Source organism: Bradyrhizobium cosmicum, assembly GCF_007290395.2.
Taxonomy (GTDB): Bacteria; Pseudomonadota; Alphaproteobacteria; order Rhizobiales; family Xanthobacteraceae; genus Bradyrhizobium; species Bradyrhizobium cosmicum.
Genome location: NZ_CP041656.2, coordinates 4,088,046 through 4,112,964 on the forward strand (window position 1 = coordinate 4,088,046; position 24,919 = coordinate 4,112,964).

Below are 24,919 nucleotides of genomic sequence, written 5' to 3' on the forward strand. Positions count from 1 at the left end.
CGCGGTTTCAAGGACCGCGGTGGATCAAACTCTGACGAGTACTACGATGTCTTTTGGCAGAAAGCACGTGCTTAGAACCGTTCAAGCCGTGTTTCATCGCCTAGGCTCTAAGTAGGGTATTACCGAGCTTTCGCCAAGCCTCTAACGCCCTATTGATATCATCGGGTTCCGTGGACCAGCCCAGACTGAGACGCACCGCTCCCTGGGCCACGGCGGCATCATAACCCATCGCCGACAGCACGTGGGATGGCTGGACCTTGCCCGAGGAGCAAGCCGAGCCCGAGGACACCGCCACACCTTCGAGGTCGAAGCCGATCACGGCGGTCTCGGCCTTCAGGCCAGGCGCGGTAAACAGGACGGTATTTGGCAACCGCTGAACGTTCTCGGCGAAGACCATCCCGCCGGCAATCGCGCGAATGCCGTTTTCCAAGCGATCCCTGAGGGTTGCTATCCGCTCCGCATCCTCCGGCAGAGCCTGAAGCGCGACTTTCACCGCCGCCCCGAAGCAGGCGATGCCTGCGACATTCTCGGTTCCCGCACGGCGGCTCTGCTCCTGCCCGCCGCCCCGCAGCACAGGTTCAAGCCCGGCAAGTCCCTCCGCCACGACCAGCGCGCCCACACCCTTGGGGCCACCGATCTTGTGCGCAGAGAAAGTCGCAAGGTCGGCCCCCACTGCATTGATATCGAACGGAATTTTCCCCAACGCCTGGATCGCATCGACATGCAGCAGGCCGCCGGCCTCGTGAACGATCCGGGCGGCCTCCGCGACCGGCTGGATTGCCCCCGTCTCGTTGTTGGCCGCCATGATCGAAACCAGTGCCGGCGGCCCGTCTCCGAGCAGCGCCTTGAGATGGCCGAGGTCGATCACGCCGGAGCCTGAGACCTTGATCTGGCCGATCTTGTCCGCAGGGAACCGGCCGCCTGCCAGCACCGAGGCATGCTCGATCGCCGAGACCAGCAGCCGCTCGACCGGGCGGCCAGACGGCCCCCGCAAGCCGGGCGACAGCGCCAGCGCATTGGCCTCGGTTCCGGCGGAGGTGAAGACGACGTTGCGCGGCAACGCCCCCACCGCCGCGGCAAGCGTGGCGCGGGCGTCCTCGACCAGCCGCCGCGCCTCGCGTCCCTCGGCATGTACCGAGGATGGATTGCCGATCAGGTCGTAGGCGGCAAACATTGCGTCCCGTGCCTCGACGCGAAGCGGCGTGGTCGCATTCCAGTCGAGATAAACGCGCTTTGGCATGAAAGTAATATATTACCTCAACGGCAAGAGCTGCTTCACCCGTTTCGATGCCCGACATGGGCTGCTGCCAGCCGCTTGGCAACCATGATTCCGGTCCGCGCCGGGCCATGACATGCCGGTGACACGCTAACACCTTGACCCCATTGCGGGATGTTCAAGATGCTTGCTTTTTGACCCACGCCTCATGTTAGAACGCGCGCGTCAGTTCACCGCGCGCCGCTCGCGCATCATCCGAGGGCGCCGCTCCACCCTTCCATTCGCGGCTTGGTCGGCACAGCAGCCGATGAAGTCCGTGCCATCGGTTGGTTGTTGAGGACCGCCTTCAAGGGATCAAGAGATCATCCAATGCCTGAAGTTATTTTCACTGGCCCCGCTGGCCGCCTCGAAGGCCGCTATCATCCGGCCAAGCAGAAGAACGCGCCGATCGCGATGGTCCTGCATCCGCATCCGCAGTTTCACGGCACGATGAATCATCAGATCATCTACCAGTGCTACTACGCGTTCGCGCATCGCGGCTTCTCGGTGTTGCGCTTCAACTTCCGCGGCGTCGGCCGCAGCCAGGGCTCGTTCGACCACGGCACCGGCGAATTGTCGGATGCGGCGGCCGCGCTCGACTGGGCGCAGACCATCAATCCCGAAGCGCGCGCCTGCTGGGTCGCCGGCTTCTCCTTCGGCGCCTGGATCGGCATGCAACTCCTGATGCGTCGCCCCGAGGTCGAAGGCTTCATCTCGATCGCGCCGCCGGCCAATCTCTATGACTTCTCGTTCCTCGCGCCCTGCCCGTCCTCGGGCCTGATCGTGCATGGCGAGAAGGATGCGGTGGTGCCGCCCAAGGACGTCAACACGCTGGTCGAGAAGCTGAAGACGCAGAAGGGCATCGTGATCGACCAGCAGATCATCCCCGGCGCCAACCACTTCTTCGATGCCAAGCTCGAGCCGCTGATGGAAACCATCACGGCGTATCTCGACATGCGTCTGGCCAACGTGCGCTGAGACACTTGTAGCCCGGATGGTGTCCGCTCCATCCGGGCTACGGCTCAAGCCGCGAGCTTGAGCAGATGCGCGTCGTGGCGCACGAGAAACGCGCGGAGCAACTCAGGATAATTCGAGTCGACCGCTGAGCGCACGCTCGGGCGTTTCGCAAGCGCGGCACGCCACGCCTGCACCTTCGGCAGATCCTTGAAGATGCCGTGCTCGGTCAACTCATCGAACAGATCGAAATAGCGGAACACCGGCGCGAACACGGCATCGACCAGGCTGAACGCCTCGCCCGCAAAGTACGGTCCCTCGCCAAGCGCAGCTTCGACACGCGCGAATTTCGCCGCGAGCGCCTGCCGCTTGCTCTCGAATGTCGCCGGATCCGTCGTGGTCTCCAGGCCCCAGAGGTCGCCGAGGATCGCCGAGCCGAACTCCATCCAGGCGCGGTGCTCCGCACGCTTGAGCGCATCGGCCGGGTGCAGCTTCGCACCGCCTTGCGTCTCCTCGATGTACTCGCAGATCACGTTGCTCTCGAACAGCGCGACCTCGCCCTTGTCGGTCGTCACCACCAGCACCGGCACCTTGCCGAGCGGCGAGAGCTTCAGGAACCAGTCGGGCTTGTTGGCGAGATCGATGTCGACCCGCTCGAACGGCACGCCCTTCTCTTTCAGCGCGATCACGGCGCGCTGCACATAGGGGCAAAGCTTGTGGCTGATCAGTTTCAGTGAAGCGGTCATGGCAATGATCCCGGCGGTTTGATGCAACTACGCCCAAGATAGATGCACTTGCATATATCCGTCAAGATCAATGCATTTGCATTTACTTGCCGCGCCTCACGGCCGTGCGATCACCCCGCCGGTCATCGGCATCGGCACGCCCGTGGTGGCGGGATAGGACAACGGCAGGCCTTTCAGGCCGCGTGCGGCGAGGAAGCCGAAGGCCTGGGCCTCGATCGCGTCGGAGGCCCAGCCGAGCGTCTCGGCCGCCTCCACCGTGGCTGAACCGACCCGCTCCCGCAGCATCCGCAGCATGGTAAGGTTGCGGGCGCCGCCGCCGCAGACGATCCAGCTCCGCGGCCGCCGCGGCAGCAGCGGAATGACGCGGGCAATTGCTGCCGCGGTGAAGGCGGTCAGCGTCGCGGCACCGTCGGCCGGCGGCACATCGCCGAGCTTCAAGGCGGCAAAGTCGTTGCGGTCGAGCGATTTCGGTGGCGGAGCTGCGAAGAATGGTAATTGCAGCGCCCCCGCAATCCAGGCCTCGTCTGCCTTGCCGAGCGCTGCAAACTTTCCTTCCGCGTCGAACGCCTGGTTCATGGTGCGGTACATGAAATCGTCGAGGAGCGCGTTGCCGGGCCCAGTGTCACAGGCGATCAGCGTGTCGTTGCCGTCGATATAGGTGATGTTGGAGACGCCGCCGATATTGACCACGACGATCGGTCCCTCGCGCGCAAGCGAGTTGGCGAGTGCGCGGTGGTAGACCGGCACGAACGGCGCGCCCTGCCCGCCGGCCTCGACGTCGGCGGCGCGGAAGTCGTGCATCACTGGGATATGGATCGCTTTCGCCAGCATGGCGGCATCACCGATCTGCACCGTCAGCCGCCGCTCGGGACGGTGCAGCACGGTCTGGCCGTGAAAGCCGACGATGTCGATGTCCTCCGGCCTCATCCGGTTCTGGGCCACGAATGCCGAGACCGCCTCGGCATGTGCCTGCGTCACCGCGCGCTCCGCCTCGGCCAGAATGCCCGGCCGGGCATCGCGTTGCGGCAGGTGCACGGCCTCGCTCAGCGCCTGGCGCAGCAGGTTGCGCTCCGCAGGACTATACGGCCGGTAGCCGGATGGTCCAAACGCCTTCACCTGTTTTCCGTCGGTTTCGATCAGCGCAACGTCCACCCCGTCCAGCGAGGTGCCGCTCATCAAACCGAGTGCCGTCAACATCATCTTAAGCGAGCCTCGAAGCCCCCTGCCCGGACGCCCGACTTGTATCAAACAAGCACATCTTATAATGCCACAGCGCGCATTTTTGCGGCAGCCCGGCTCGTGCCGGTTCCGCAACTTGCGGCAATGATCGTAAAATAAGAATGATCAGGTCCGCCGACAGATGACTGCATTTAAATCGGATTTCCTCAATACCCTCAGGGAACGTGGATTCATCCACCAGTGCTCCGATTTCGAGGGGCTGGACGCACTCGCCGCCAAGGGCGAGGCGATCGCCTATGTCGGCTACGATTGCACCGCCCGCTCGCTGCACATCGGCAACTACCTGACCATGATGATGCTGCACTGGCTGCAGCAATCCGGCAACAAGCCGATCACGCTGATGGGCGGCGGCACCACCATGGTCGGCGATCCCTCAGGCAAGGACGAGACGCGCGCGATGCGTACCGTCGCCGAGATCGAGGCCAACAAGGCCTCGATCCGCGGCGTGTTCGCCAAGGTACTGAACTACGGCGATGGCAAGAACGACGCCATCATGCTCGACAATGCCGAGTGGCTGACCAAGCTGAACTGGATCGAGATGCTGCGCGACGTCGGCCGGCACTTCTCGGTCAACCGCATGCTGACCATGGACTCCGTGCGGCTGCGCCTCGAGCGCGAGCAGGAGATGAGCTTCATCGAGTTCAACTACATGGTTTGCCAGGCCTACGATTTCGTCGAACTCGCCAAGCGCACCGGCTGCCATTTGCAGATGGGCGGCTCGGACCAGTGGGGCAACATCATCATGGGCGTCGATCTCGGCCGCCGCATGGGTACCCACCAGCTGTTCGCGCTGACGACGCCGCTGCTGACCACGGCATCCGGTGCCAAGATGGGCAAGACCGCGCAGGGCGCGGTGTGGCTCAACGCCGACCAGTTCTCGCCGTATGATTTCTGGCAGTACTGGCGCAACACCGAGGATGCCGACGTCGGCAAGTTCCTGAAGCTGTTCACGACGCTGCCGATGAGCGAGATCAAGAAGCTCGAAGCGCTCGGCGGCTCGGAGATCAACGAGGCCAAGAAAGTGCTCGCGACCGAAGCGACCGCATTGCTGCACGGCCGCGACGCCGCCAACGAGGCGGCCGAAACCGCGCGGCGCACCTTCGAGGAAGGCGCGCTCGCCGAGAGCCTGCCGACGGTGGAAATTCCGCGCGGCGAGCTCGACGCCGGCCTCGGCGTGCTCAATGCCTTCGTCAAGGCCGGCCTCGTCGCCTCCAACGGCGAGGCGCGGCGCCAGATCAAGGGCGGCGGCCTGCGCGTCAACGACGTATCAGTCACCGACGAGAAGATGGCGCTGTCTGCGGACAGCCTGACGCCGGAAGGCGTGATCAAGCTGTCGTTCGGCAAGAAGAAGCACGTCCTCATCCGGCCTGCATAGGCGTATGAGGTTTTGATGCTTGTCAGGGCGCGCCGAAGCGCGCTCCCTGACGGGCAATGGACCAGAACACGCCCAGGGAAACGACCAGGGACAACGGAGTTGCGATGCAGCAGGGCGCGGTGCGCACAGCGCTCGTCGTGCTTGCGCTGTGCTTCACACTGGCGGTGCTCGGCCGGGGCCTCAGCGAAAGCTTCACCGTCTTCCTCAAGCCGATCTCGGAAAGCTTCGGCTGGGACCGTGCGCAGGTCGTCTCGATCTACTCGCTGACCTGGCTCATCAGCGGACTGACCGCGCCGCTGGTCGGACGCCTGTTCGATCATTCCGGACCACGCATCGTCTACGCGCTCGGACTGTTCCTGCTCGGTTCGGCCTTTCTGATCGCGGCGCACGCGCAATCGCTCTGGCAGTTCCAGCTCTCGATCGGGTTGTGCGTCGGCGTCGGCGTCGCCTTCATCGGCAATGTGCCGAACTCGATCCTGCTCGGCCGCTGGTTCGGCCCAAAGCTGCCGACAGCGATGGCGGTGGTGTACTCGGCGATGGGCGGCGGCGTGCTGGCGCTGCTGCCGGCCTCGCAGCTCCTGATCGATCATCTCGGCTGGCGCGAGACCTACCAGCTGTTCGGCTTCGCCTCACTCGGTCTGCTGGTGCCGTTGCTGCTGTTGCCGTGGCGGCTGTTCGCGTCCGGCTCGCCGCATGTCGCCAAGAAGACCGATCCCGATTTCGTCGACCACGGCTGGACGCTGGCGAGCGCCATGCGACACCACGCCTTCTGGGCGCTGTTCTCGACCTTCTTCTTCACCGCTGTCGGCATGTATGCGATCGCGGCACAGATCGTGGCCTATCTGATCGATGCCGGATTCCCGCCGCTCCAGGCCGCAACCGCCTGGGGCTTTTCCGGTGTCGTGCTGGTGTTCGGCATGCTCGGGGTTTCCGCCCTCGACGGGCTGATCGGGCGCCGGCCGTCCGTGCTGCTCAGCTACGCGATCTCGATCATCGGCATCGTCCTGCTGTGGCTGTTGCAGTATTATCCCGATGTCATCCTGCTCACCGGCTTCGTCGTCTGCTTCGGCAGCATGATGGGCTCGCGCGGGCCGCTGATCACGGCGACCGCGATGAAGATCTTCAGGGGCAAGCGCGTCGGCACCATCTTCGGCACCATCTCGATCGGCAGTGGCCTCGGCTCGGCGTTCGGCTCCTGGAGCGGCGGTCTGATCCATGACGCGACGCATGGCTACAACGCGCTGCTCGCCTTCGCACTTGCGAGTGTGGTGCTCGGGATGATTCCGTTCCTCATTGTGCCGGCTTTGCGGCGCTAGGTCTCCCGGAAGTAACCTGCGCGCATTCGCATCACCGGATAAATACGGACGGATGCGCTCAAACTGGCGCAAAAAAGCGGACTACGCCCGGCTGAAAACGCAGCCTGCGGTGTTTTGTCCGACATGACAAAAATGTCAGCGCGAATCGAGCTTGGGCGACTTGCGGGGTGCAGCTGAATGCGGTCCAAGTCGCAACCATTGGATGGAGGGCACAAACCAATGAACTTTCCCTATCTCGTTCGCTTTCAACCGGTTCTCTTGAGCCTGTTTCGCTTCATCACCGGCCTGCTGCTGTTTCAGTACGGCGTCGCCAAGCTGTTCAAGTTTCCGGTGCTTCCCTACTTCGCGAACATCCCCCCACTGATCTACGCGGCCGGCACGATCGAGCTCGTGCTTGGCGCGCTCCTGATGATCGGCCTGTTCACCCGTCTTGCGGCATTCATTCTTTCGGGTGAGATGGCCTTCGCCTACTTCATGGGCCACATGCTCAAGGGCGACACGCCGGTGTTCCTGCCGCTGCTCAATGGCGGCACTGCGGCGATCCTGTTCTGCTTCGCCTGCCTCTACCTCTCGGCAGCCGGCGGCGGATCGGTCAGCGCCGATGCGGCGATGGGCAAGGACTAGCGGGTCGACAGCATCGCATTGCGCGCGGCTTACGCGCGCGCAATTAACCCACAAGTAACGGATGGCATCGGCAGCCTTGCCGGTGTCACCTAGCGCGAGCCCAGTACGTTCCAGATCAGAACGAGGGCCGCTGCGAGCAGCACGGACATGACGAGGCGGTGAGCGAATCGGCTCATTGCCGTTCCTGCCAGGCTCGCTGACCACCAAAGTCTGAGATCGGTTGTCGCCAGCATTCGCGCTGGAGCGCGCCGATGCATGTCGGTTCGTCTGCACAATTGCGCACATGGCTGCGAACGGTCACGCGCGCGGCAGGCCGCCGCATCGCTATGTTCATGATTGGTAAGAACTTCATGCTACCCATGCGAGCAATAACAACCATTTCGTAGAGGCTGCGATGAAGTTGCTGAGCCACCTGAAGATCCGCACCAAGCTTGCCAGCATGGTCTGCCTTGCGGCTCTGACCGTCACGGCCATCATCGCGGTCTCGGGCTTCCTCAGCAAGAGCCGCATGATGGAGGACCGGGTCCAGCAGATGAAGACCGCGGTCGATATGCTCTACAGCCTGGCCCAGTCGGTTCAGGACGACGTCACCGCCGGCAAGATGACGCAGGCCGAGGCCAAGGCCCTGTTCCATATTCGCGGTCGCCAGATGAGCTTCAACGCCGGCCAAGGCTACCCGGTCGTCTACAACGCCGACACATCCATCATCGTCAACGGCGCCAACCAGAAGCTCGAAGGCAAGATCACCGGCGCAACCGATTCCAACGGCGTCCTGATCGCCGACGCAATCATCAAGGCGGGCGACCTGTCCGCGCAGGGCGGCGTGACATCCTACCTCTATCCCCGCCCCGGTCAGACCGAGGCCGTCCGCAAGACCGTGTTCGCGCGCAAGTTCGCGCCCTGGAACGCGACCATCAGCTACGGCCTCTATGTCGACGATATCGACGCCGACGTGCGCGCGCTCACGCTGGAGCTGGCCGCGGTCGGCCTTGGCCTGATGCTGCTGATGGCCACGCTATCCTGGCTGATCGCCCGCGACGTGCTGAGCGCGCTCGACCGGCAGAAAAACCGCATGCAGGAGATCGCCGAGGGCGCCATCGACAAGCCGGTCGAGGAGACTGATCGCGGCGACGAGATCGGTCGCATGGCCGAGACGCTCGAAGTGCTGCGCCAGACCGCCCTGACCGCCCGCACACTCGAGGCTGAGCAGGTCGCCACCAAGACCCGCACCGAGCAGGAGAAGCGCGACGCGCTGATCTCGCTTGCCGACCGCTTCGACGCTTCCGTCGGCCAGCTCGTCGGCCTGATGGCCTCGGGCTCCGGGGAGCTGGAGACCACCGCCAAGTCGATGTCGTCCACGGCTGAAGGCACCAACCGCCGCGCCGCCGTGGTCGGCTCGGCCGCCACCGAAGCCAGCCAGCGCGTCCAGACTGTCGCCGCGGCCGCCGAGGAGCTGTCCTCCTCCATTACCGAGATCAGCCGCCAGGTCGCGCAATCCGCGGAAGTCACCGGCCGCGCCGTCAACAGCGCGCGCCGCACCGACACCATCGTCCGCGCGCTGTCGGATGGTGCCCAGCAGATCGAGCACGTCGCCGAGCTGATCTCCAGCATCGCGGCACAGACCAATCTGCTCGCGCTCAACGCCACCATCGAGGCGGCGCGTGCCGGTGAAGCCGGCCGCGGCTTTGCCGTCGTCGCCTCCGAGGTGAAGTCGCTCGCGAGCCAGACCGCGGAAGCCACCCGTGAGATTGGCGACAAGATCGCCCAGATCCAGGGCGCGACCAAGGAAGCCGTGGACGCGATCGGCGGCATCACCGCCACCATCGAGGAGGTCAGCCGTATCGCCGCCTCGATCGGGGCCGCCATCGAGGAGCAAGGCGCCGCCACCGCCGAGATCGCCCGCAGCGTCTCGCAGACCGCGGAGGCGACCAAGGAGGTCACCACCAATATCGGCGGCGTCAGCACGGCGGCGAACGAGACCGGCAACGCCGCCGACATGGTGCTCGCGGCCGCCTCGAACCTCTCCAAGCAGGCCGAGCAGCTCTCCGGCGAAGTCGGCACCTTCCTGGCCGGCGTGCGCGCGGCATAAGGGGGCGGGCTCCCCAATACATCCACAACACGTCGTCATGCCCGGGCATAGCCGTCCAAAGGACGGCGTCGCTTCCGCTTGCCTATGTCCCGGACATCCACGTTCCTGGTACGGCGTGGTGAGGCGTGGATGGCCGGGACAAGCCCGGCCATGACAGAGTTCTGGGCTTCTTGAGCTACCGCCTCGCCAGGCTGCAGCCACTCGAGAGCTTGCTGGCAGATCCGGTCGAGCCGTCGCTCGACTGCGACGGGAATTCATCGAACGGCGAGTTCTGCTTGCCGGTGTTGAACTCGAAGATCTTGCGGAACAGGCCGGGCGCCATCGCCGAGATCGGGTTGACGCGCATGACGGGCGCGGCAGGCGTGCCGACGACCTCGTAGGTCACACCGATCAGTCCCTCATTGTTGCCGCCGCCGAGGAAGATACCGAACAACGGAATCTGGCCGAAGATGTTGTTGACGCCATACATCGGCACGAAGGTGCCGCTCATGCAGACCTGGTTGCCGGGATAGTCGATCGAGCCCTCGATGGTGGCGCCTATCATCGGCCCCTTGACCACGCCGTCGCGAACGGTCAGCGCCCCGTTCTGCCGGGTGAACTCGGCGCGCAACGCGCTGAAGGAGACGCCGCTGCCGGTCCCGTTGGGCGCGCCGGCGGCGACGCGCTCGAGCTGCGCCTCGCCCTTCACCGTGAAGTCGCGCACGTTGATGAGGCCTTCGCGGGACGTGTTCGGCTCGGATGTCGGCGGCTCCATCGCCACCACCATCTGGCCGCCGACCGCCTTTGTGTAGGTGTCGGTGAAGCGCAGCAGCGCGCCGGCATCGTTGGTCTGGAGGTAGATCACCTCGCGGTTGCCCTGGGCACGGCCGCCGCGCAGATCGGCTGCCACCGGCGTGTCGCGGCCGATCTTGCCACTCAGGGTGAAGGCCTTGATGGCGCCGCTGCGTCTCGACATCTTGGCGTCGACACTGCGCATCGCCTCGCCGTTGAACCCCGCGACGGCACCGAGCTTCACGTCGATGTCGAAATCGACGTTCTTCATCTTGCTCTTGGCATCGTCCTTGGAATTGCCTGAGATCGCCGACTTCAGGAAGCCGCGGCCGTCGAATACGTCGCCGCGCATCGTGCCGCGCACCACCCCGTCCTGACCACGCTCCACCTTCAGCGACGTCTTGTCACCGTCGGACGGAGAATAAATCGGGAAGTTCGCATTCATCAGATCGCCGTTCGGATCGACCTCAAGCGAGCCCTTGATCGAAGCGCCGCCGCCTTCGATGACGATGTCCTCCAGACGCGTCGATTGCGCGGTCGGCACCACCTTGAACGTCGCCTTGCTGGATTTGCCCGGCAGCTTGACCCAGCCGGGCAGGATGTTGTCGAGCTTGACCGAGGTCAGGTCGGCCTCGATGCCGAGCTTCGTCGTCTGGTCGGGGCCGCCGGCGATCTTGCCCGACAGCTTGATCGGCACCGATCCGCTGACGGCGGGACTGAGATCGAATCCCAGGCGCGCGCGACCGGCGTCGTCCAGCGTGGTCTGCAATTTGACGTCCGCATCGCCCTCGGCCGGCTTGCGGTAATCGAGCGAGGCCGCCTGGCCGTTGATCTTGACGTCGCCCTTGACCTGATAACCCTGGTTGTTCGCGGCGATCTTGAGATTGTTGGCTTCCAGCTTCTGGTTCATCACCAGCTTGTCGGCTGAGAAGCCGTTGAGATCGGCGGTGACGGAATAGACGGTGTCGGCCTTGCTCAGCTCGCCTTTGACCGGCATGCCGAGCTGGATATTGGCCGTGAACGTGCCCTTGCTGGTGTTGGGGTCGACGACGGTCGACGACAGGTCGCTCAGCCGGTCATTGGCAAGCATTTCAGCCGCCGCGGGCACGGGGCCATCGACGCGAAACCTGGTCCGCGACGGCGACGGCTTGGGCGCCATGTCCGGCACCTCGAACACGAAGTCGGAGATCGTGACCTTGCGGCCCGCCGGCGTATCGGCGATGCCCTGGGCGATATTCACGGTCGCGGTACGCCCGGTCACGCGCGCCTTCAAATCGGCATCGTGCACGACAGGCATGCCATCGACGGGACGGACCGCGACGCCGCTCGCGACGATGTTGACCGACAGGCCGTCGTCGGGAATCGGCGGGCCCTTGCGCGGCAGGTTCCTGGTCGGTGAATTGACGCCGATCTCGATGCGCTGAAGCGTGCCGCGCTCGATCCGCTCGATCACCCACTCCCGCAATTCGGGAACTACGAGCGTCGGCCACATCCGCTTCAGCGCGGAGGCCGACATCGGCGTTCCCGCGAAGCCCAGCGTCAGCCGCGGCTCGCCCGAATAGTCGATGGCCCCCGTGCCGGCGACGCCGATCTCGCCATTGCTGATATCGGCCTGCGTCAGCAGCATGCGCTTGTGGTCGGTGTCGAAGCGGAAGCCGATCGCAATGCGGTTGAAGACCAGCGGCGGTTCGTTGTCGATGCCGCCGAGCAGGATCGAGCCGCCGCTGAAACCGAGCTGCCAATCGTTGACGGTGCCGTTGGGCGGCTCGAGATGGGCCAGCAGCGTCAGACGGTTCGCGCCCGACAGGATCTTGAACGGCGCAACCAGCACCCGCCGATTGGCGTCCCACTCGACGTTAATCTCGGCGGAGTCGATCGCCATCGGATAGTCGGGTGTGTCGGTGTCGATGATGTTGCCCGCGCCGATTGCGACCTTGCCGCGAAAGAAGGTCGGCACGCCGTCGCGGCCGAGCTCGCCCTTGAGCTCTCCCGTCATCGGCAGGTCCGCCGTATAGGTGAGGTCCTTCACCCGCAGCGCCAGCAGGATGTTGGCGGTGGAGACCTTGTCGGCGCGGATGTCGACCGAGCGCACGCCGTTCTCGGCGGGACCGATCGTGGCGCGCAACGACCAGGGACGTGCGCCCTCCTCGCCGAAGCTGAGCGTGACACCACCACGGGCCGGCCGGCGCAGGCTGAGCGTGATGTTCTCAAACGACCATTTGCTGCCGCGCTGCTGATCGTCGACGATCAGATTGCCGTTCTTCAGACCGATCTCGTTGAGGTTCTGTCCGTCGAGGCCGGTCATGCTCAGGCTGTCGAGCCAGTCGAGGCCCTGGAGAATTCCGCTCTGGGCCGTGGCCTGAGGGGCGGCCTGCGCTGCGGCCTGAGATGGGTCCTGGCCCGCAGGTGCCGTCGCGAAAGGCGGCGGCGGGACACCGTTGCGCGGGAATGTCGGCGGCAGGCCCGCATCCTTCTTGGATGCCACGCCGGTTGCGAGCGGTTTTGCGGTGTCGCCGGCCGACACGGTGACAGTGCCGTCAGGCGCGATCCGGATCGCGAGCTCGGCGTCGACGAGATTGAGGCTTTCGGCGCGCAGGTGCCCCATCAGCAGACCCACACCCGACAGCTTCACCTCCGCCTTCGGCGCACTGGCAACGATGGCGTGGTCGCGGTCGCGCACGATGATGTCGCGGATGCGCACCGCGATGCGAACCCGGCCGACCCGCTCGATCTGGGTGCCGCCGACCTCGACCGTGTTGCCGTGGCCAATATTGTCCTCGATGGCGGCAGCGAGCCAGGGCGTCGCGATGTCGAGATTGATCGGCCCCGCGCCAAGCCGCCACCACAGCGCGCCGAAACAGCCGACGAAGACGACGGCCAGGGCCCCGACCACGATGGCCATCCGCTTCAGCCAGCGACCTCCGCCCAGCCAGCGGCGCAACGAACCGAACCCGTCACCAAAACGATGAAACCCTGAATTGGAACGCGACAACAGCCGCCGCGCCCGCCGGCGCGCCGCCGCTTCCTGATCCGGATCCCAGTCGGCGTCGTCCCATTCCTGCGGCTCCTGCTGGCCGCCGCGCCGGTCGAGATCCCGATTGTAATCCTGGGGCGACGTATTCCTTGCCATTGCCTCTCGATACAAGCGCCCATCGTGGGATTGAGCGCCACCGGGACCGCAGCCGTCGACGGGGATCGAAGCTCCCCGCCCCGGCAATGCCGCCATACCTCGAATATTCCTGCTGTTCGTCATTTCGCCCCGGGAGCGCGTTCAACGAGCAGTGGGGTGGTGCGTGGAATTCCTTGTAACCATACTCCGGCGCCGTCAGACTCGCCCAGCCGAGGGCGCGATTCCGGAATACCGGACGAGAGCTGCAATACCGCTTTGGTTGACCCGCCGAAAGCGACGAAAGGAAGGCGTATGTCCAAGAAATCCCGAAAGAAATCGCCCAAAACGCCCTCCGGCAGTCCGACAGCTAAAAAGAAGGCCCCGACAGCGCGGGTAACGACTCAAACAAAGTCAGCGAAAACACAGCGGACACCGGCGAGCAAATCAACCGGGAGCATAGCAAAATCAGGATCACATGGGGCCGCATCGAAACAGTTAAATTCCTCCAAATCAGCGGCCGCGCCCGTGAAGGCCAAAGACAAGGCTAAGTCCGCCTTGCCCAAGTCCGCCTTGCCCAAGTCCACCCTGGTCGAGGGTCAGAAGGCCCCCGCCTTCCGCCTGCCCCGCGATGGCGGCGACATGATCACCCTGGCCGACTATGCCGGCCGCAAGCTCGTCCTGTTCTTCTATCCCCGCGCCGACACGCCCGGCTGCACCAGGGAGGCGATCGACTTTACCCGGCTGGCCGACGCCTTCGCCGCTGCCGGTACCGCAGTGCTCGGCATCTCGGCCGATCCGTTAAAGGCGCAGGAGAAGTTCCGAGACAAGCACAAGCTCGCGATTCCTCTCATTTCGGATGAGAAGCACGAGATGCTGGAGGCGTATGGCGCCTGGGGCGAAAAATCCATGTACGGCAAGAGCTTTCTGGGGATTCTTCGGACCACGCTGCTGATCGGGGCCGACGGCAAGGTGGCCAAGGTCTGGCGCAATGTTCGGGTCGACGGCCATGCCGATCAGGTGCTGGAAGCCGCAAGAAGTCTTTAACCAGTCCGTTAGATTCGAGCGCTTCCGTTTCCGGAAAATTAACCATGACCAGCCCAGATTGCCGCGGCAATTGAGCCGCAAGGAACCGTTCCGACCGGCGCCGGAGAGCCGATGTCGAAAAGTTCTGCCCAACTCTCGCAGTACCCCCAACATCACCCTCACGACCATGGCCGCGTTTTCCACCGCCGACCTGCGGCTGCCGTGGCGGCCGCGATTCCCCTTGCCCCGACCGACGACGCCTACACCATCGTGCATCACGGCAAGCAGGTCCGGCTCGGACCCGTCGTGTTCTGGATTGTGGTCGGCACGGTCGTGCTGCTCGGGCTCTGGTCGGCGGCGACCGCCACCTATTTCGCTTTCCGCGACGACGTCCTGACCCGGCTGATCGCCCGCCAGGCCGAGATGCAATACGCCTATGAGGATCGCATCACCGAGCTGCGCGCTAAGGTCGACCGCACCACCAGCCGCCAATTGCTCGACCAGGAACAGTTCGACCAGAAGCTCGACCAGATCATGAAGCGCCAGACGGCGCTGGAGTCCCGGGCGACGGCACTTGGCGCCATGCCCGACGTGACCGGGTCGATCCCCCGCGCGACTCCGCAGCGCGGCGATTCGAACCAGGGCTTGACGCAGGGCACGCCCAAGCCGTCGCCGATCAGCAACACCGTGATCTTCGTCGCGCCGCCGGATCGCGAGGCAAGACTCGAATCGCGTGCGCCGGCCGTCATCGCGCCGTCGACCAACCAATTCGCCAAGAACCAGGGTTTCGACAACGTCCTGGTCAGGCTGACCACCTCGCTTGACCAGGTCGAGCGCCGCCAGATCGCGGCGCTCAGCGCCGTCGAGGAAGGCATGGATTCACGGATGCGCCGGATGCGCGGCGTCGTCAGCGATCTTGGCCTCAATCTCGCCAGCCTCGAAGCCGCCGTGCCGCGCTCCGCGATGGGCGGTCCTTTCGTCCCCGTCAAACTGACGGCCAATGCCGGCCCGTTCGAGAAGCAGCTCTATCGCATCAACGTCACCCGCGCCGAGATGGATCGTCTCAATCGCACGCTGGCGCTGGTGCCCTATCGCAAGCCCGTCATCGGCGAAGTCGAATTCACGTCCGGATTCGGCGTGCGCAGCGATCCCTTCCTCGGCCGACCCGCGATGCATACCGGTCTCGACTTCCGCGCCGCAACCGGCGATCCCGCGCGCGTCACCGCCAACGGCAAGGTCGTCTCGGCCGGCTGGTCCGGCGGCTACGGCCGTATGGTCGAGGTCGATCACGGCAATGGGCTCTCGACCCGCTACGGCCATCTCTCCGAGATCAACGTCAAGGTCGGCGAGATCGTGAAGCTCGGCCAGGTCATCGGGCTGGTCGGATCGACCGGCCGCTCCACCGGCCCGCACCTGCACTACGAAACCCGCATCGACGGCGAAGCGGTCGATCCGCAGAAATTCCTGCGTGCCGGCGTGCGCCTCAGCGCGGGCTAGACATCGGCTCAGCTATCAAGAGCATCTCAGGTCGAGCCTGGGTCGCTTTCAGGAAGAATTTCAGCCCCGCCTCGATCTCCTGTTCGATCTGCTGCTCGGTGATATCGCTGAGGCCCAATACGATTCGCAGTGGCAGTTCACCACGCACCAGCGACAGGAACTGCTTGGCGGCCTCAACTGGATCGTCAAATTCCAGCAGTTTTTTGGCCCTGGCTTCGTCAAGAAATACCGAAAGCCGACGGGTCGTCGCCTCGGGTCCGCTTTCATAAAACAGCCGGGCGAGCACGGGAAAGCGTCCGCTCTCGTTGGCGATGATGCGGACGAAAGCGACGTCCTTTCGATGGATGAAGCTGGTGAGGTATTGCTTGGCGAACTCCCGCAGCGCCTCGGACAGTCCCGCCGACAGTTTCGGCACCGGCAAGTCGTCTTGCAGGCTCTCGCACTCCGCCACGATCAAGGACGCAAACAAGGCCTCCTTACTCGGAAAATAGGCATAGAGCGTGGCTTTGGAAACACCTGCGACTTTCGCGATGGCGTCCATGCTGGTTGCGGAAAATCCCTGGTCCAGAAAGAGGTCCCACGCCGCACGGGTGACGATGTCAACCTTGCGGCCAGCGTGCGAACCTTCCCTTTCGCGGACAGGGTGATCGGTTGTTTCAATCAAGGACGGCTCTCCTTTGGCGCACCAGTGCTGTCGCCTGTGAAAACCCACAACTTTCCGGATTGTTATCACCCCGGCAAAACAAAGGATGGGAATCGGCAGCGATATCCTCTTTCCCATAGGGTCACAAAAAACTGAACAGTACAGTACTGTTGACAACGCGTTCTGCTCCCGTCAAGTACTGAACGGTTCAGTTCCGAGCGAGCAGCAATGACTTTTTACGCCTGGTTGAAAAAGGGTGCATTGACGGCATGCACCCTTGCCCTTGGGGGGTGTGCGGTCGGTCCAAACTTTGTGCCTGCCGAACCTCCCCCCGTGAGCGGCTATACGGCGGGCCGATTGTCCTCGGCTGCTGGAACAGATGGGCCTGGCGGTACCCCACAGAGTTTCGTCAAAGGCGCGGACGTTCCGGGCGTCTGGTGGAAAGTGTTTCGTTCGCGGAGGATCGAAGCCTTCGTGCGAGAAGCGATCGAGAACCATCCCGACATCACCGCAGCGCAGGCCGCGCTGCGCCAGGCACGCGAAGTTGCAGCGGCAGACATGAGCGCGCTGCTGCCGTCCATCACCGGAAGCGACAGCGTCACCCGCAGCCAAACGCCGTTGGCGGAGTCCGGGCAGACCGGATCGTCGTCCTTGTTCACCCTCTACAAGACGTCCGTCCCCATTTCCTTCACGCCCGACATCTTCGGCGGCAAGGCACGCGGGATCGAGGCCGATCTTGCCTATGCCGACTACCAGCGCTTCCAGCTCGAAGCGACCTACCTGACCTTGACGGCCAATGTGGTGACGACCGCGATCAGTGACGCCTCCTATGCGGATCAGATTCGTGTCACCGAGGAACAGATCGAGGGTCAGCGCCAACTGGTGGCACTGCTCGAGCAGCAGTTCGCCCTCGGCGCCGTCTCCAATGCCGACGTCCTGACCCAGAAGGCCCAGCTCGCGCAGACGGTCGCGACCCTGCCGCCATTGCAAAAGTCGCGCGCGCAGAACCGCAACCAATTGATGGCTTATCTTGGTCGGCTGCCGAGCCAGGACAGGGGCGAGGCAGTGCCGCTGTCGAACCTGCGCCTGCCGCGCGACCTCCCGGTCACCGTTCCGTCCCTGCTGGTACGTCAACGCCCGGACATCCAGGCCGCCGAAAGCCAGGTTCACCAGGCCAGCGCGAACGTCGGCGTGGCCACCGCCAACATGCTGCCCAACGTCACGCTGTCGGCCTCGGGTGGCAGCTCGGCACTCGCACTATCGAGTCTTTACGGCCCGCAATCCGCCGCCTGGAGCGTGGCCGCCAGCGTGACCGGGCCGATCTTCGACGCCGGAAACCTGTTTCACACCAAGGAATCCAAGGTCGCGGCGTTGGAGCAGTCCGGCGCAAAATATCGTTCGACCGTCATCACCGCGTTCCAGAACGTTGCCGACGCGCTGCGCGCGATTCAATCCGATGCCGACCTCCTGAAGGCCCAGATCGAGGCGGAAAAAACCGCGGCCGAAAGCCTCAAGATGTCCCAGGCCCAATTCAAGGCCGGTTCAACCACGTTCATCTCCGTCATCAATGCCGAACAGACGCTGCTGACAGCGCGGATCAACCGCGTGAAGGCGCAGGCCTCCCGCTACGCCGACACCGTAGCGCTGTATCAGGCTCTGGGTGGCGGCTGGTGGAATCGCATCGATGAATCTCCTGACGCCGAGGTCAGGCCCGCGGGCATCGCAGCGATATTCGTTCCCGCCGGAGCTCTGCCGCCGCAGCCGTCTCCGCAATCCAACTAACGCGAAAGCCCGACACCATGTTGAAGCGCATGATCATCATGCTGTGTGCCATCGGGGTGGTGTTTGCCGCCCTCGCCTGGTTCGTCAATTTCCGCGCCGGCATGATCAGTCAGGTCATGGCCTCGCTCGCCGATCCGCCGCAGACGGTTTCGACAACCGCCGCGCAAATGAGCGACTGGCAATCCAGCATCACCGCGATCGGTACGTTCCGCGCGGTGAATGGCGCAGATCTGTCGCTGCAACAGCCCGGAATCGTGGACACCATCCATTTCGAATCCGGCAAGGACGTTGCTGCGGGCGATGCGCTGCTCGATCTGCGCAAGGAGGATGACGTCGCCAAGCTGCAGTCGCTGCAGGCCACCGCCGACGGCTACGGCATCACGTTGCGGCGCGATCAGGGGCAATTGAAGATCAATGCCGTCAGCCAGGCGACGGTCGACAGCGACGCGGTCAACGAGCGCAATGCGCTGGCCCTGGTGGCGCAGCAGAAGGCGCTGGTGGACCAGAAGACGCTGCGCGCACCCTTCTCCGGGCGGCTCGGCGTGCGCCAGGTCGATGTCGGTCAATATCTGACCGCGGGCACAACCATTGTCACGCTGCAGGCGCTCGACCGTCTCTTCGTCGACTTCACGTTGCCGCAGCAGGCCATCGATCAGGTCAAGGTCGGTCAGGACGTGGTGGCCCGCGTCGACGCCTTTCCCGATCGCAGCTTCAAGGCCACCGTGCAGGCGTTCAACTCCAAGGTCGATCAAACCAGCCGCAACGTCCAGGTCCGCGCGCTGTTCGACAATGCGGACCGCAAGCTCCTGCCCGGCATGTTCGCGCGCATCGACGTGAATGTCGGGCGTCCTACCAGCTACCTCACGCTGCCGCAGACCGCGATCGTCTACAACACGTATGGCGAGTCGGTGTTTCTCGCGATCAAGAGCGATGCGCCGGGCAAGCAGGGATTGGTCGCCCGCCAGACCTTCGTCAAGACAGGCCCCACCCGCGGCGACCAGGTTGCAGTGCTCTCGGGCATCGACAAGGGCGCAACCGTCGTCACCGCAGGCCAAATCAAGTTGCGCAACGGCACCCTGCTGAAGGTCGACAACTCGGTGCCGGTGTCGAACGATCCGAATCCGTTACCCGCCGATCAGTGAGAGGGGAACACGTGTCCTTTACCGACATCTTCATTCGTCGGCCGGTACTCGCGATCGTCATCAGCCTGATGATCCTGGTGCTGGGTCTGAAGTCGATGACTTCGCTGCCTATCCTGCAATATCCCCGCACACAGAACGCGATCGTCACCGTGACGACCACGTATTACGGCGCGGATTCGGCCATCGTTGCCGGCTTCATCACCACACCGCTGGAAAATGCCATCGCCCAGGCCAACGGCATCGACTACATGACCTCGACCAGCCAGTCCGGCACGTCGACCATCACCGTCAACCTGCGTTTGAACTTCGATTCCGGCAAAGCGCTGACCGAGATCAACACCAAGGTCAATTCGGTGCTCAACCAGCTTCCGAGCGGCGTCCAGCAGCCGGTGCTGACGGTCAAGGTCGGCCAGACCATCGATGCCATGTATCTCGGTTTCAGCAGCGACGTGCTGGCACCGAACCAGATCACGGACTATCTGATCCGCGTCGTGCAGCCGAAGCTGCAGGCCGTCACGGGCGTGCAGACGGCCGAACTGCTGGGCAACAAGACGTTCGCCCTGCGCGCCTGGCTCGATCCGATCAAGCTTGCGGCTTACGGGCTGACCGCCTCGGACGTTTCGACCGCGCTGTCCAACAACGACTACATTGCGGGGCTCGGCACCACCAAGGGCCAGATGGTGCAGGTCAACCTGACCGCCGCCACGAACCTGAAGTCGCTGCAGGAGTTTCGCGACCTCGTCGTCAAGCAAGCGGGTTCGTCCAACGTCAAACTGTCGGACGTGGCGAACGTCACCCTGGGCTCCGAGGACTACGACTCATCGGTTGGCTTCAACGGCAAGCGCGCCGTCTACATCGGCATCCAGGTCGCGCCGAACGCCAACCTCCTCGACGTCATCAAGGGCGTCCGCGCCGTCTATCCCGATATCAAGGCGCAACAGCCGGAGGGCATGACCTCCGAGATCATCTACGATTCAACCGATTTCGTGAACAGCTCGATCGAGGAGGTGATCCATACGCTGGTCGAGGCGCTCCTGATCGTCACCGTGGTGGTCTTCCTCTTCCTGGGCTCGTGGCGCTCGGTGCTGATCCCCGTGATCGCCATCCCGTTGTCGCTGGTCGGCACCTTCACTTTGTTGCTGGCGCTCGGCTTCTCGATCAACCTCCTGACGCTGCTGGCCCTGGTGCTCGCGATCGGTCTGGTGGTCGACGACGCCATCATCGTTGTCGAAAACGTCAACCGGCATCTGGTCGAAGGCAAGAAGCCGGTGCAGGCAGCGCTCCTTGCCGCCCGCGAACTTTCCGGTCCGATCCTGGCGATGACGGTCGTGCTGATCGCGGTCTACGTGCCGATCGGCTTCCAGGGCGGCCTGACCGGTGCGCTCTTCACCGAATTCGCGTTCACGCTCGCGGGCTCCGTCGCGGTATCGGCCGTCATCGCATTGACGCTCACGCCGATGTGCTGCGCCTACATCCTCAAGCCGCCGAACAAAGGCAAGCCGACGCTCGACGATCGCATCGTCCGTTTCATCGACGCGCGGATGGAGTGGTTGCAGCACCGCTATCGGGGCCTGCTCGAATCCAGCCTGAAAACGATCCCCGTGACGGTCGTGTTCGCGGCGCTGATCCTCAGCAGCATCTACTGGCTCTACACCAATTCCAAGAACGAGCTGGCGCCGGAAGAAGACCAGGGCGCGATCCTGATGCAGTCGACGCTGGCGCCGAACGCCACGCTTCAGCAGAAACTGCTGTATTCCGCCGAGGTTTACCGGCGCATCTCCGCACATATTGAGACTGCGGCGGTGTTCCAGCTTGATCTGGTCGGAAGCTCGATCGCGGGCTGGGTGCTCAAGCCGTGGGACAAGCGCGAGAAGACGGCAGCGCAGCTGCAGCCGGCGCTTCAGCAGGAGATGGCTGGGGTCGCCGGCGCCAAGATCGTCGCGTTCCAGCTGCCGCCGCTGCCCGGAGCAAGCGGCCTTCCGATCCAGTTCGTGATCCAGACCACCGATCCGTTCGACCGGCTCGACGGTATCGCCAAGGCATTTACCGCGGAGGCGCTGAAAAGCGGCAAGTTCATCTTCCTCGACAATGACCTGAAGGTGGACCAGCCGCAAACCTCGGTGCTGATCGATCGCGAAAAGACCGCTCAGCTCGGCTTGAAGCTCAGCGACGTCGGCGGCGCACTCGGCAGCATGCTGGGCGGCGGGTATGTCAATTATTTCGGGCTCGACGGCCGCTCATACAAGGTCATCCCCCAGGTCGAACAGCGTCAGCGGCTTAATGCCGATCAGGTACTCGACTACTACATCAAGACCTCGGACGGCACGGCCGTTCCGCTGTCGACGGTGGCGTCGCTGAAAACCACCACGGTCCCGCAATCCCTGAACCATTTCCAGCAGGTCAATGCCGCCACCATTTCCGGTGTGGCCATGCCTGGCGTGATCACCGGAGAAGCGCTGACGACCTTGAAGGGGATCGCGGACCGGATCCTGCCCAAAGGCTACACCATCGACTATGGTGGTCAGTCGCGGCAGTTCATCCAGGAATCGTCCGGTTTCGCCACCACGTTCGGCTTCGCGCTCATCATCATTTTTCTGGCGCTCTCGGCGCAGTTCGAGAGTTTCCGCGATCCGCTGATCATTCTCGTCTCGGTGCCGATGTCGATCGCGGGAGCGTTGATGTTCATCATGCTGGGGATCAAGGGCGCCAGCCTCAACATCTACACCGAGGTCGGCCTCGTCACACTGATGGGGCTGATCAGCAAGCATGGCATTCTCATCGTCGAGTTCGCCAACGAGCTGCAGCATGCCGGCCGCTCCAAGCGCGATGCCGTCATCGAGGCGACCGCGATCCGGCTGCGCCCGATCCTGATGACGACGGCAGCCATGGTGATCGGCGTGATGCCGCTGATCACAGCGACCGGTGCGGGCGCCGCCTCGCGCTTCAACATGGGGCTGGTGATCGCCTCGGGACTCTCGATCGGGACGCTATTCACCCTGTTCGTGGTGCCGGCGTTCTACATTCTGCTGGCGGCTGACCATTCCGCGACGGCGATGGCTGATGACACGGTGAAGCCCGGTGACGCAGCCCTCGGAACGCAGGGAGAGCCGCGAGCGGCCCAGTGACCGATGACAGAGGCGAGAGCGCTCCTAGGAACGGAACCTGTACGGGCGAATTGAAGGACTCCACGGACGCCCGGGAGATCCTCACATGGCCAAGACGACGAAATCGACTCGCGTATCCGCGAGGACGGCAACCATCCACGACCAAAAGCTGGAACGCGGCGAAGGTGGCGAACTTCATCAGACCGCTGCCGGCAAGGCGAGCGTCCTCACCACGGCCCAGGGCGGCCCGGTGTCCGACGACCAGAACTCACTGAAGGTCGGGCCCCGCGGGCCAACCTTGCTCGAGGATTTTCATTTTCGAGAGAAGATTTTCCACTTCGACCACGAACGCATCCCCGAGCGGGTCGTGCATGCACGCGGATACGCGGCGCATGGGTTCTTCGAGACCTACAAATCGCTCGCGAAATACACCAAGGCCGACCTGTTCCAACGCGCGGGCGAAAAGACACCCGCCTTCGTTCGGTTTTCAACCGTTGCCGGAAGCAAGGGTTCGGTCGACCTTGCCCGCGACGTGCGGGGCTTTGCGGTCAAGCTTTATACGCAGGAAGGCAATTGGGATATCGTCGGCAACAACATCCCGGTCTTCTTCATTCAGGACGCCATCAAGTTTCCCGACCTGATCCACGCCGTGAAGGAAGAGCCGGACTGCGCATTTCCCCAGGCCCAATCGGCGCATGACAATTTCTGGGACTTCATAAGCCTCACCCCCGAGAGCATGCACATGGTCATGTGGGTGATGTCCGACCGCGCCATCCCACGCTCGTTTCGCTTCATGGAAGGGTTCGGCGTTCATACGTTCCGGCTCGTCAACGCCAAGAACGAATCCACCTTCGTCAAATTCCACTGGAAGCCGAAGCTCGGCCTGCAATCGGTCGTGTGGAACGAGGCGGTCAAGATCAACGGCGCCGATCCCGACTTCCACCGTCGCGATCTCTGGACTGCCATCAAGACCGGCAATTTCCCCGAATGGGAGCTGCGGCTTCAGCTGTTCGATCAGGACTTTGCCGACGCCTTCGAGTTCGACGTGCTCGATCCGACCAAGATTATTCCCGAGGAAATTCTGCCTCCCGTTCCGGTCGGACGGCTGGTGCTCGATCGGATGCCGGATAATTTCTTTGCGGAGACCGAACAGGTCGCCTTCATGACCCAGAATGTTCCGCCGGGCATCGACTTCTCCAACGATCCCCTGCTCCAGGGGCGCAATTTCTCGTACCTCGACACGCAGCTGAAACGGCTGGGTAGCCCCAATTTCACTCACATCCCGATCAATGCGCCCAAATGCCCGTTCGCTCATTTTCAGCAGGACGGACACATGGCGATGCGCAATCCGGTCGGTCGCGTCAATTACCAGCCGAATTCCTTCGGCGAAGGACCGAGAGAATCGCCACAGCGCGGCTTCACGCCGTTCCCCGAGGTGGTGGAAGGCGAAAAACGCCGTCTGCGTGCTGAGAGCTTCGCGGACCACTACAGCCAGGCCCGTCAGTTCTTCATCAGTCAGACTGCAAGCGAGCAGTCGCACATTGCCGCGGCCCTGACGTTCGAGCTCAGCAAGGTAAAAATTCCGGCGATCCGGGAGCGCATGGTCTCGCATCTCCTCAACATCGACGAGACACTGGCCAGCAAGGTCGCGGACAAGCTCGGCCTGCAGAAGATGCCGAAGCCTGCCGATGCAGCCCTGCCAACGCGTCAGGATCTCGATCCTTCCCCCGCCCTGAGCATCGTGGAGAACGGTCCGGAGCGCTTCGAGGGGCGCAAGCTTGGTATTCTCGTCACCGACGGTTCGGACGCAGGCCTCCTTAAGGCTCTCAAGGCTGCCCTCGACAAGGCCGGGGCGACCTTCGAGATCATCGCGCCGAAGGTGACGGGCGCCGAAGCCAGCGACGGCGGCTGGATCGACGCCGATCAGATGATCGACGGAGGACCGTCCGTTCTCTACGACGCGGTCGCGCTACTGCCGGCTGCGGATGCGATGGAGGATCTGCTGCTGGAATCCTCGGCACGCGATTTCCTCGCCGACGCGTTCGCGCACTGCAAGTTCATCGGCTACGTCGATGCGGCGCTGCCGCTTTTCGAAAAAGCGGGCATTGCCTCCGACGATTTCGATGAAGGCTGCATCTCGATCGCAAGCGCGAAAGAGGCCAAATCGTTCGTCGACAGCCTCGCCAAATTGCGGATCTGGGAGCGCGAGCCCCACGTCAAGATGCCCTGAGCAAGGAAGGCCGAGGCGCG

At 63.7% G+C, this 24,919-nt stretch carries 16 protein-coding genes; 11 read left to right on the forward strand and 5 right to left on the reverse strand.

The features are described from left to right. Nucleotides 1–100: 100 nt before the first annotated feature. Nucleotides 101–1,240, reverse strand: coding sequence for a cysteine desulfurase family protein (locus FNV92_RS19735; protein ID WP_143844927.1), 1,140 nt, complete (start codon nucleotides 1,238–1,240; stop codon nucleotides 101–103). A 345-nt stretch (nucleotides 1,241–1,585) separates the two neighbouring features. Between FNV92_RS19735 and FNV92_RS19740 the strand changes: the two genes are divergently transcribed. Further along, nucleotides 1,586–2,233, forward strand: coding sequence for an alpha/beta hydrolase (locus FNV92_RS19740; RefSeq protein ID WP_015686431.1), 648 nt, complete (start codon nucleotides 1,586–1,588; stop codon nucleotides 2,231–2,233). 44 nt (nucleotides 2,234–2,277) lie between these two features. Here FNV92_RS19740 and FNV92_RS19745 read toward each other — a convergent pair whose 3' ends face one another. Next, entirely contained in the window at nucleotides 2,278–2,955 is a 678-nt protein-coding gene (locus FNV92_RS19745; RefSeq protein ID WP_143844926.1) for a glutathione S-transferase family protein, read from the reverse strand. Between the two features lie 96 nt (nucleotides 2,956–3,051). Further along, the gene (locus FNV92_RS19750; protein WP_143844924.1) at nucleotides 3,052–4,155 is read right to left on the reverse strand and encodes an anhydro-N-acetylmuramic acid kinase; all 1,104 of its coding nucleotides are present in this window, start codon (nucleotides 4,153–4,155) and stop codon (nucleotides 3,052–3,054) included. 160 nt (nucleotides 4,156–4,315) lie between these two features. On the opposite strand from FNV92_RS19750, the gene tyrS reads away from it, so the two are divergent. The 4 genes from tyrS to FNV92_RS19770 all read left to right on the forward strand — a co-directional run bounded on the left by tyrS (nucleotide 4,316) and on the right by FNV92_RS19770 (nucleotide 9,598). Further along, nucleotides 4,316–5,569 (forward strand): tyrosine--tRNA ligase, encoded by a 1,254-nt coding sequence (gene tyrS, locus FNV92_RS19755; RefSeq protein WP_143844922.1) that lies wholly within the window; start codon nucleotides 4,316–4,318, stop codon nucleotides 5,567–5,569. A gap of 56 nt (nucleotides 5,570–5,625) precedes the next feature. Then, nucleotides 5,626–6,885, forward strand: a complete 1,260-nt coding sequence (locus tag FNV92_RS19760; RefSeq protein ID WP_143844920.1) for an MFS transporter — start codon at nucleotides 5,626–5,628, stop codon at nucleotides 6,883–6,885. 219 nt (nucleotides 6,886–7,104) lie between these two features. Next, nucleotides 7,105–7,509 (forward strand): DoxX family protein, encoded by a 405-nt coding sequence (locus FNV92_RS19765; RefSeq protein ID WP_015686436.1) that lies wholly within the window; start codon nucleotides 7,105–7,107, stop codon nucleotides 7,507–7,509. 394 nt (nucleotides 7,510–7,903) lie between these two features. Next, nucleotides 7,904–9,598 (forward strand): methyl-accepting chemotaxis protein, encoded by a 1,695-nt coding sequence (locus FNV92_RS19770; protein WP_143844918.1) that lies wholly within the window; start codon nucleotides 7,904–7,906, stop codon nucleotides 9,596–9,598. 175 nt (nucleotides 9,599–9,773) lie between these two features. On the opposite strand, the gene FNV92_RS19775 is transcribed toward FNV92_RS19770, so the two are convergent. Next, on the reverse strand, nucleotides 9,774–13,595 hold the full coding sequence (locus FNV92_RS19775; RefSeq protein ID WP_168213635.1) for a YhdP family protein: 3,822 nt from the start codon (nucleotides 13,593–13,595) through the stop codon (nucleotides 9,774–9,776). 195 nt (nucleotides 13,596–13,790) lie between these two features. Here FNV92_RS19775 and FNV92_RS19780 point away from each other — a divergent pair, with 195 nt between their 5' ends. Together FNV92_RS19780 and FNV92_RS19785 are read left to right on the forward strand one after the other, a co-directional pair. After that, a complete protein-coding gene (locus FNV92_RS19780) occupies nucleotides 13,791–14,522 on the forward strand; it encodes a peroxiredoxin (RefSeq protein WP_143844914.1) in 732 nt (243 codons plus the stop codon). 111 nt (nucleotides 14,523–14,633) lie between these two features. Continuing rightward, nucleotides 14,634–15,998, forward strand: a complete 1,365-nt coding sequence (locus FNV92_RS19785) for a M23 family metallopeptidase (RefSeq protein WP_143844913.1) — start codon at nucleotides 14,634–14,636, stop codon at nucleotides 15,996–15,998. Here FNV92_RS19785 and FNV92_RS19790 read toward each other — a convergent pair. Further along, entirely contained in the window at nucleotides 15,985–16,662 is a 678-nt protein-coding gene (locus FNV92_RS19790) for a TetR/AcrR family transcriptional regulator (RefSeq protein WP_168213634.1), read from the reverse strand. The genes FNV92_RS19785 and FNV92_RS19790 overlap by 14 nt on opposite strands. 207 nt (nucleotides 16,663–16,869) lie before the next feature. Here FNV92_RS19790 and FNV92_RS19795 point away from each other — a divergent pair, with 207 nt between their 5' ends. The 4 genes from FNV92_RS19795 (at nucleotide 16,870) to katE (ending at nucleotide 24,899) form a co-directional block, all read left to right on the forward strand. Further along, nucleotides 16,870–18,423: an efflux transporter outer membrane subunit gene (locus tag FNV92_RS19795; protein WP_143844912.1), complete on the forward strand. Its 1,554-nt coding sequence runs from the start codon at nucleotides 16,870–16,872 to the stop codon at nucleotides 18,421–18,423. A 17-nt stretch (nucleotides 18,424–18,440) separates the two neighbouring features. Then, on the forward strand, nucleotides 18,441–19,565 hold the full coding sequence (locus FNV92_RS19800; protein WP_143844911.1) for an efflux RND transporter periplasmic adaptor subunit: 1,125 nt from the start codon (nucleotides 18,441–18,443) through the stop codon (nucleotides 19,563–19,565). An 11-nt stretch (nucleotides 19,566–19,576) separates the two neighbouring features. Continuing rightward, nucleotides 19,577–22,690, forward strand: a complete 3,114-nt coding sequence (locus FNV92_RS19805; RefSeq protein WP_168213633.1) for an efflux RND transporter permease subunit — start codon at nucleotides 19,577–19,579, stop codon at nucleotides 22,688–22,690. Between the two features lie 85 nt (nucleotides 22,691–22,775). Beyond that, nucleotides 22,776–24,899, forward strand: a complete 2,124-nt coding sequence (gene katE / locus FNV92_RS19810; protein WP_143844909.1) for a catalase — start codon at nucleotides 22,776–22,778, stop codon at nucleotides 24,897–24,899. Nucleotides 24,900–24,919: the final 20 nt, after the last annotated feature.

Coding starts and splice junctions, on each gene's coding strand:
- FNV92_RS19785 (WP_143844913.1), top strand. CDS start 14,634: ATGTCGAAAAGTTCTGCCCAACTCTCGCAGTACCCCCAACATCACCCT.
- tyrS (WP_143844922.1), top strand. CDS start 4,316: ATGACTGCATTTAAATCGGATTTCCTCAATACCCTCAGGGAACGTGGA.
- FNV92_RS19750 (WP_143844924.1), bottom strand. CDS start 4,155: ATGATGTTGACGGCACTCGGTTTGATGAGCGGCACCTCGCTGGACGGG.
- FNV92_RS19735 (WP_143844927.1), bottom strand. CDS start 1,240: ATGCCAAAGCGCGTTTATCTCGACTGGAATGCGACCACGCCGCTTCGC.
- FNV92_RS19765 (WP_015686436.1), top strand. CDS start 7,105: ATGAACTTTCCCTATCTCGTTCGCTTTCAACCGGTTCTCTTGAGCCTG.
- FNV92_RS19795 (WP_143844912.1), top strand. CDS start 16,870: ATGACTTTTTACGCCTGGTTGAAAAAGGGTGCATTGACGGCATGCACC.
- FNV92_RS19775 (WP_168213635.1), bottom strand. CDS start 13,595: ATGGCGGCATTGCCGGGGCGGGGAGCTTCGATCCCCGTCGACGGCTGC.
- FNV92_RS19770 (WP_143844918.1), top strand. CDS start 7,904: ATGAAGTTGCTGAGCCACCTGAAGATCCGCACCAAGCTTGCCAGCATG.
- katE (WP_143844909.1), top strand. CDS start 22,776: ATGGCCAAGACGACGAAATCGACTCGCGTATCCGCGAGGACGGCAACC.
- FNV92_RS19740 (WP_015686431.1), top strand. CDS start 1,586: ATGCCTGAAGTTATTTTCACTGGCCCCGCTGGCCGCCTCGAAGGCCGC.
- FNV92_RS19780 (WP_143844914.1), top strand. CDS start 13,791: ATGTCCAAGAAATCCCGAAAGAAATCGCCCAAAACGCCCTCCGGCAGT.
- FNV92_RS19760 (WP_143844920.1), top strand. CDS start 5,626: ATGGACCAGAACACGCCCAGGGAAACGACCAGGGACAACGGAGTTGCG.
- FNV92_RS19800 (WP_143844911.1), top strand. CDS start 18,441: ATGTTGAAGCGCATGATCATCATGCTGTGTGCCATCGGGGTGGTGTTT.
- FNV92_RS19745 (WP_143844926.1), bottom strand. CDS start 2,955: ATGACCGCTTCACTGAAACTGATCAGCCACAAGCTTTGCCCCTATGTG.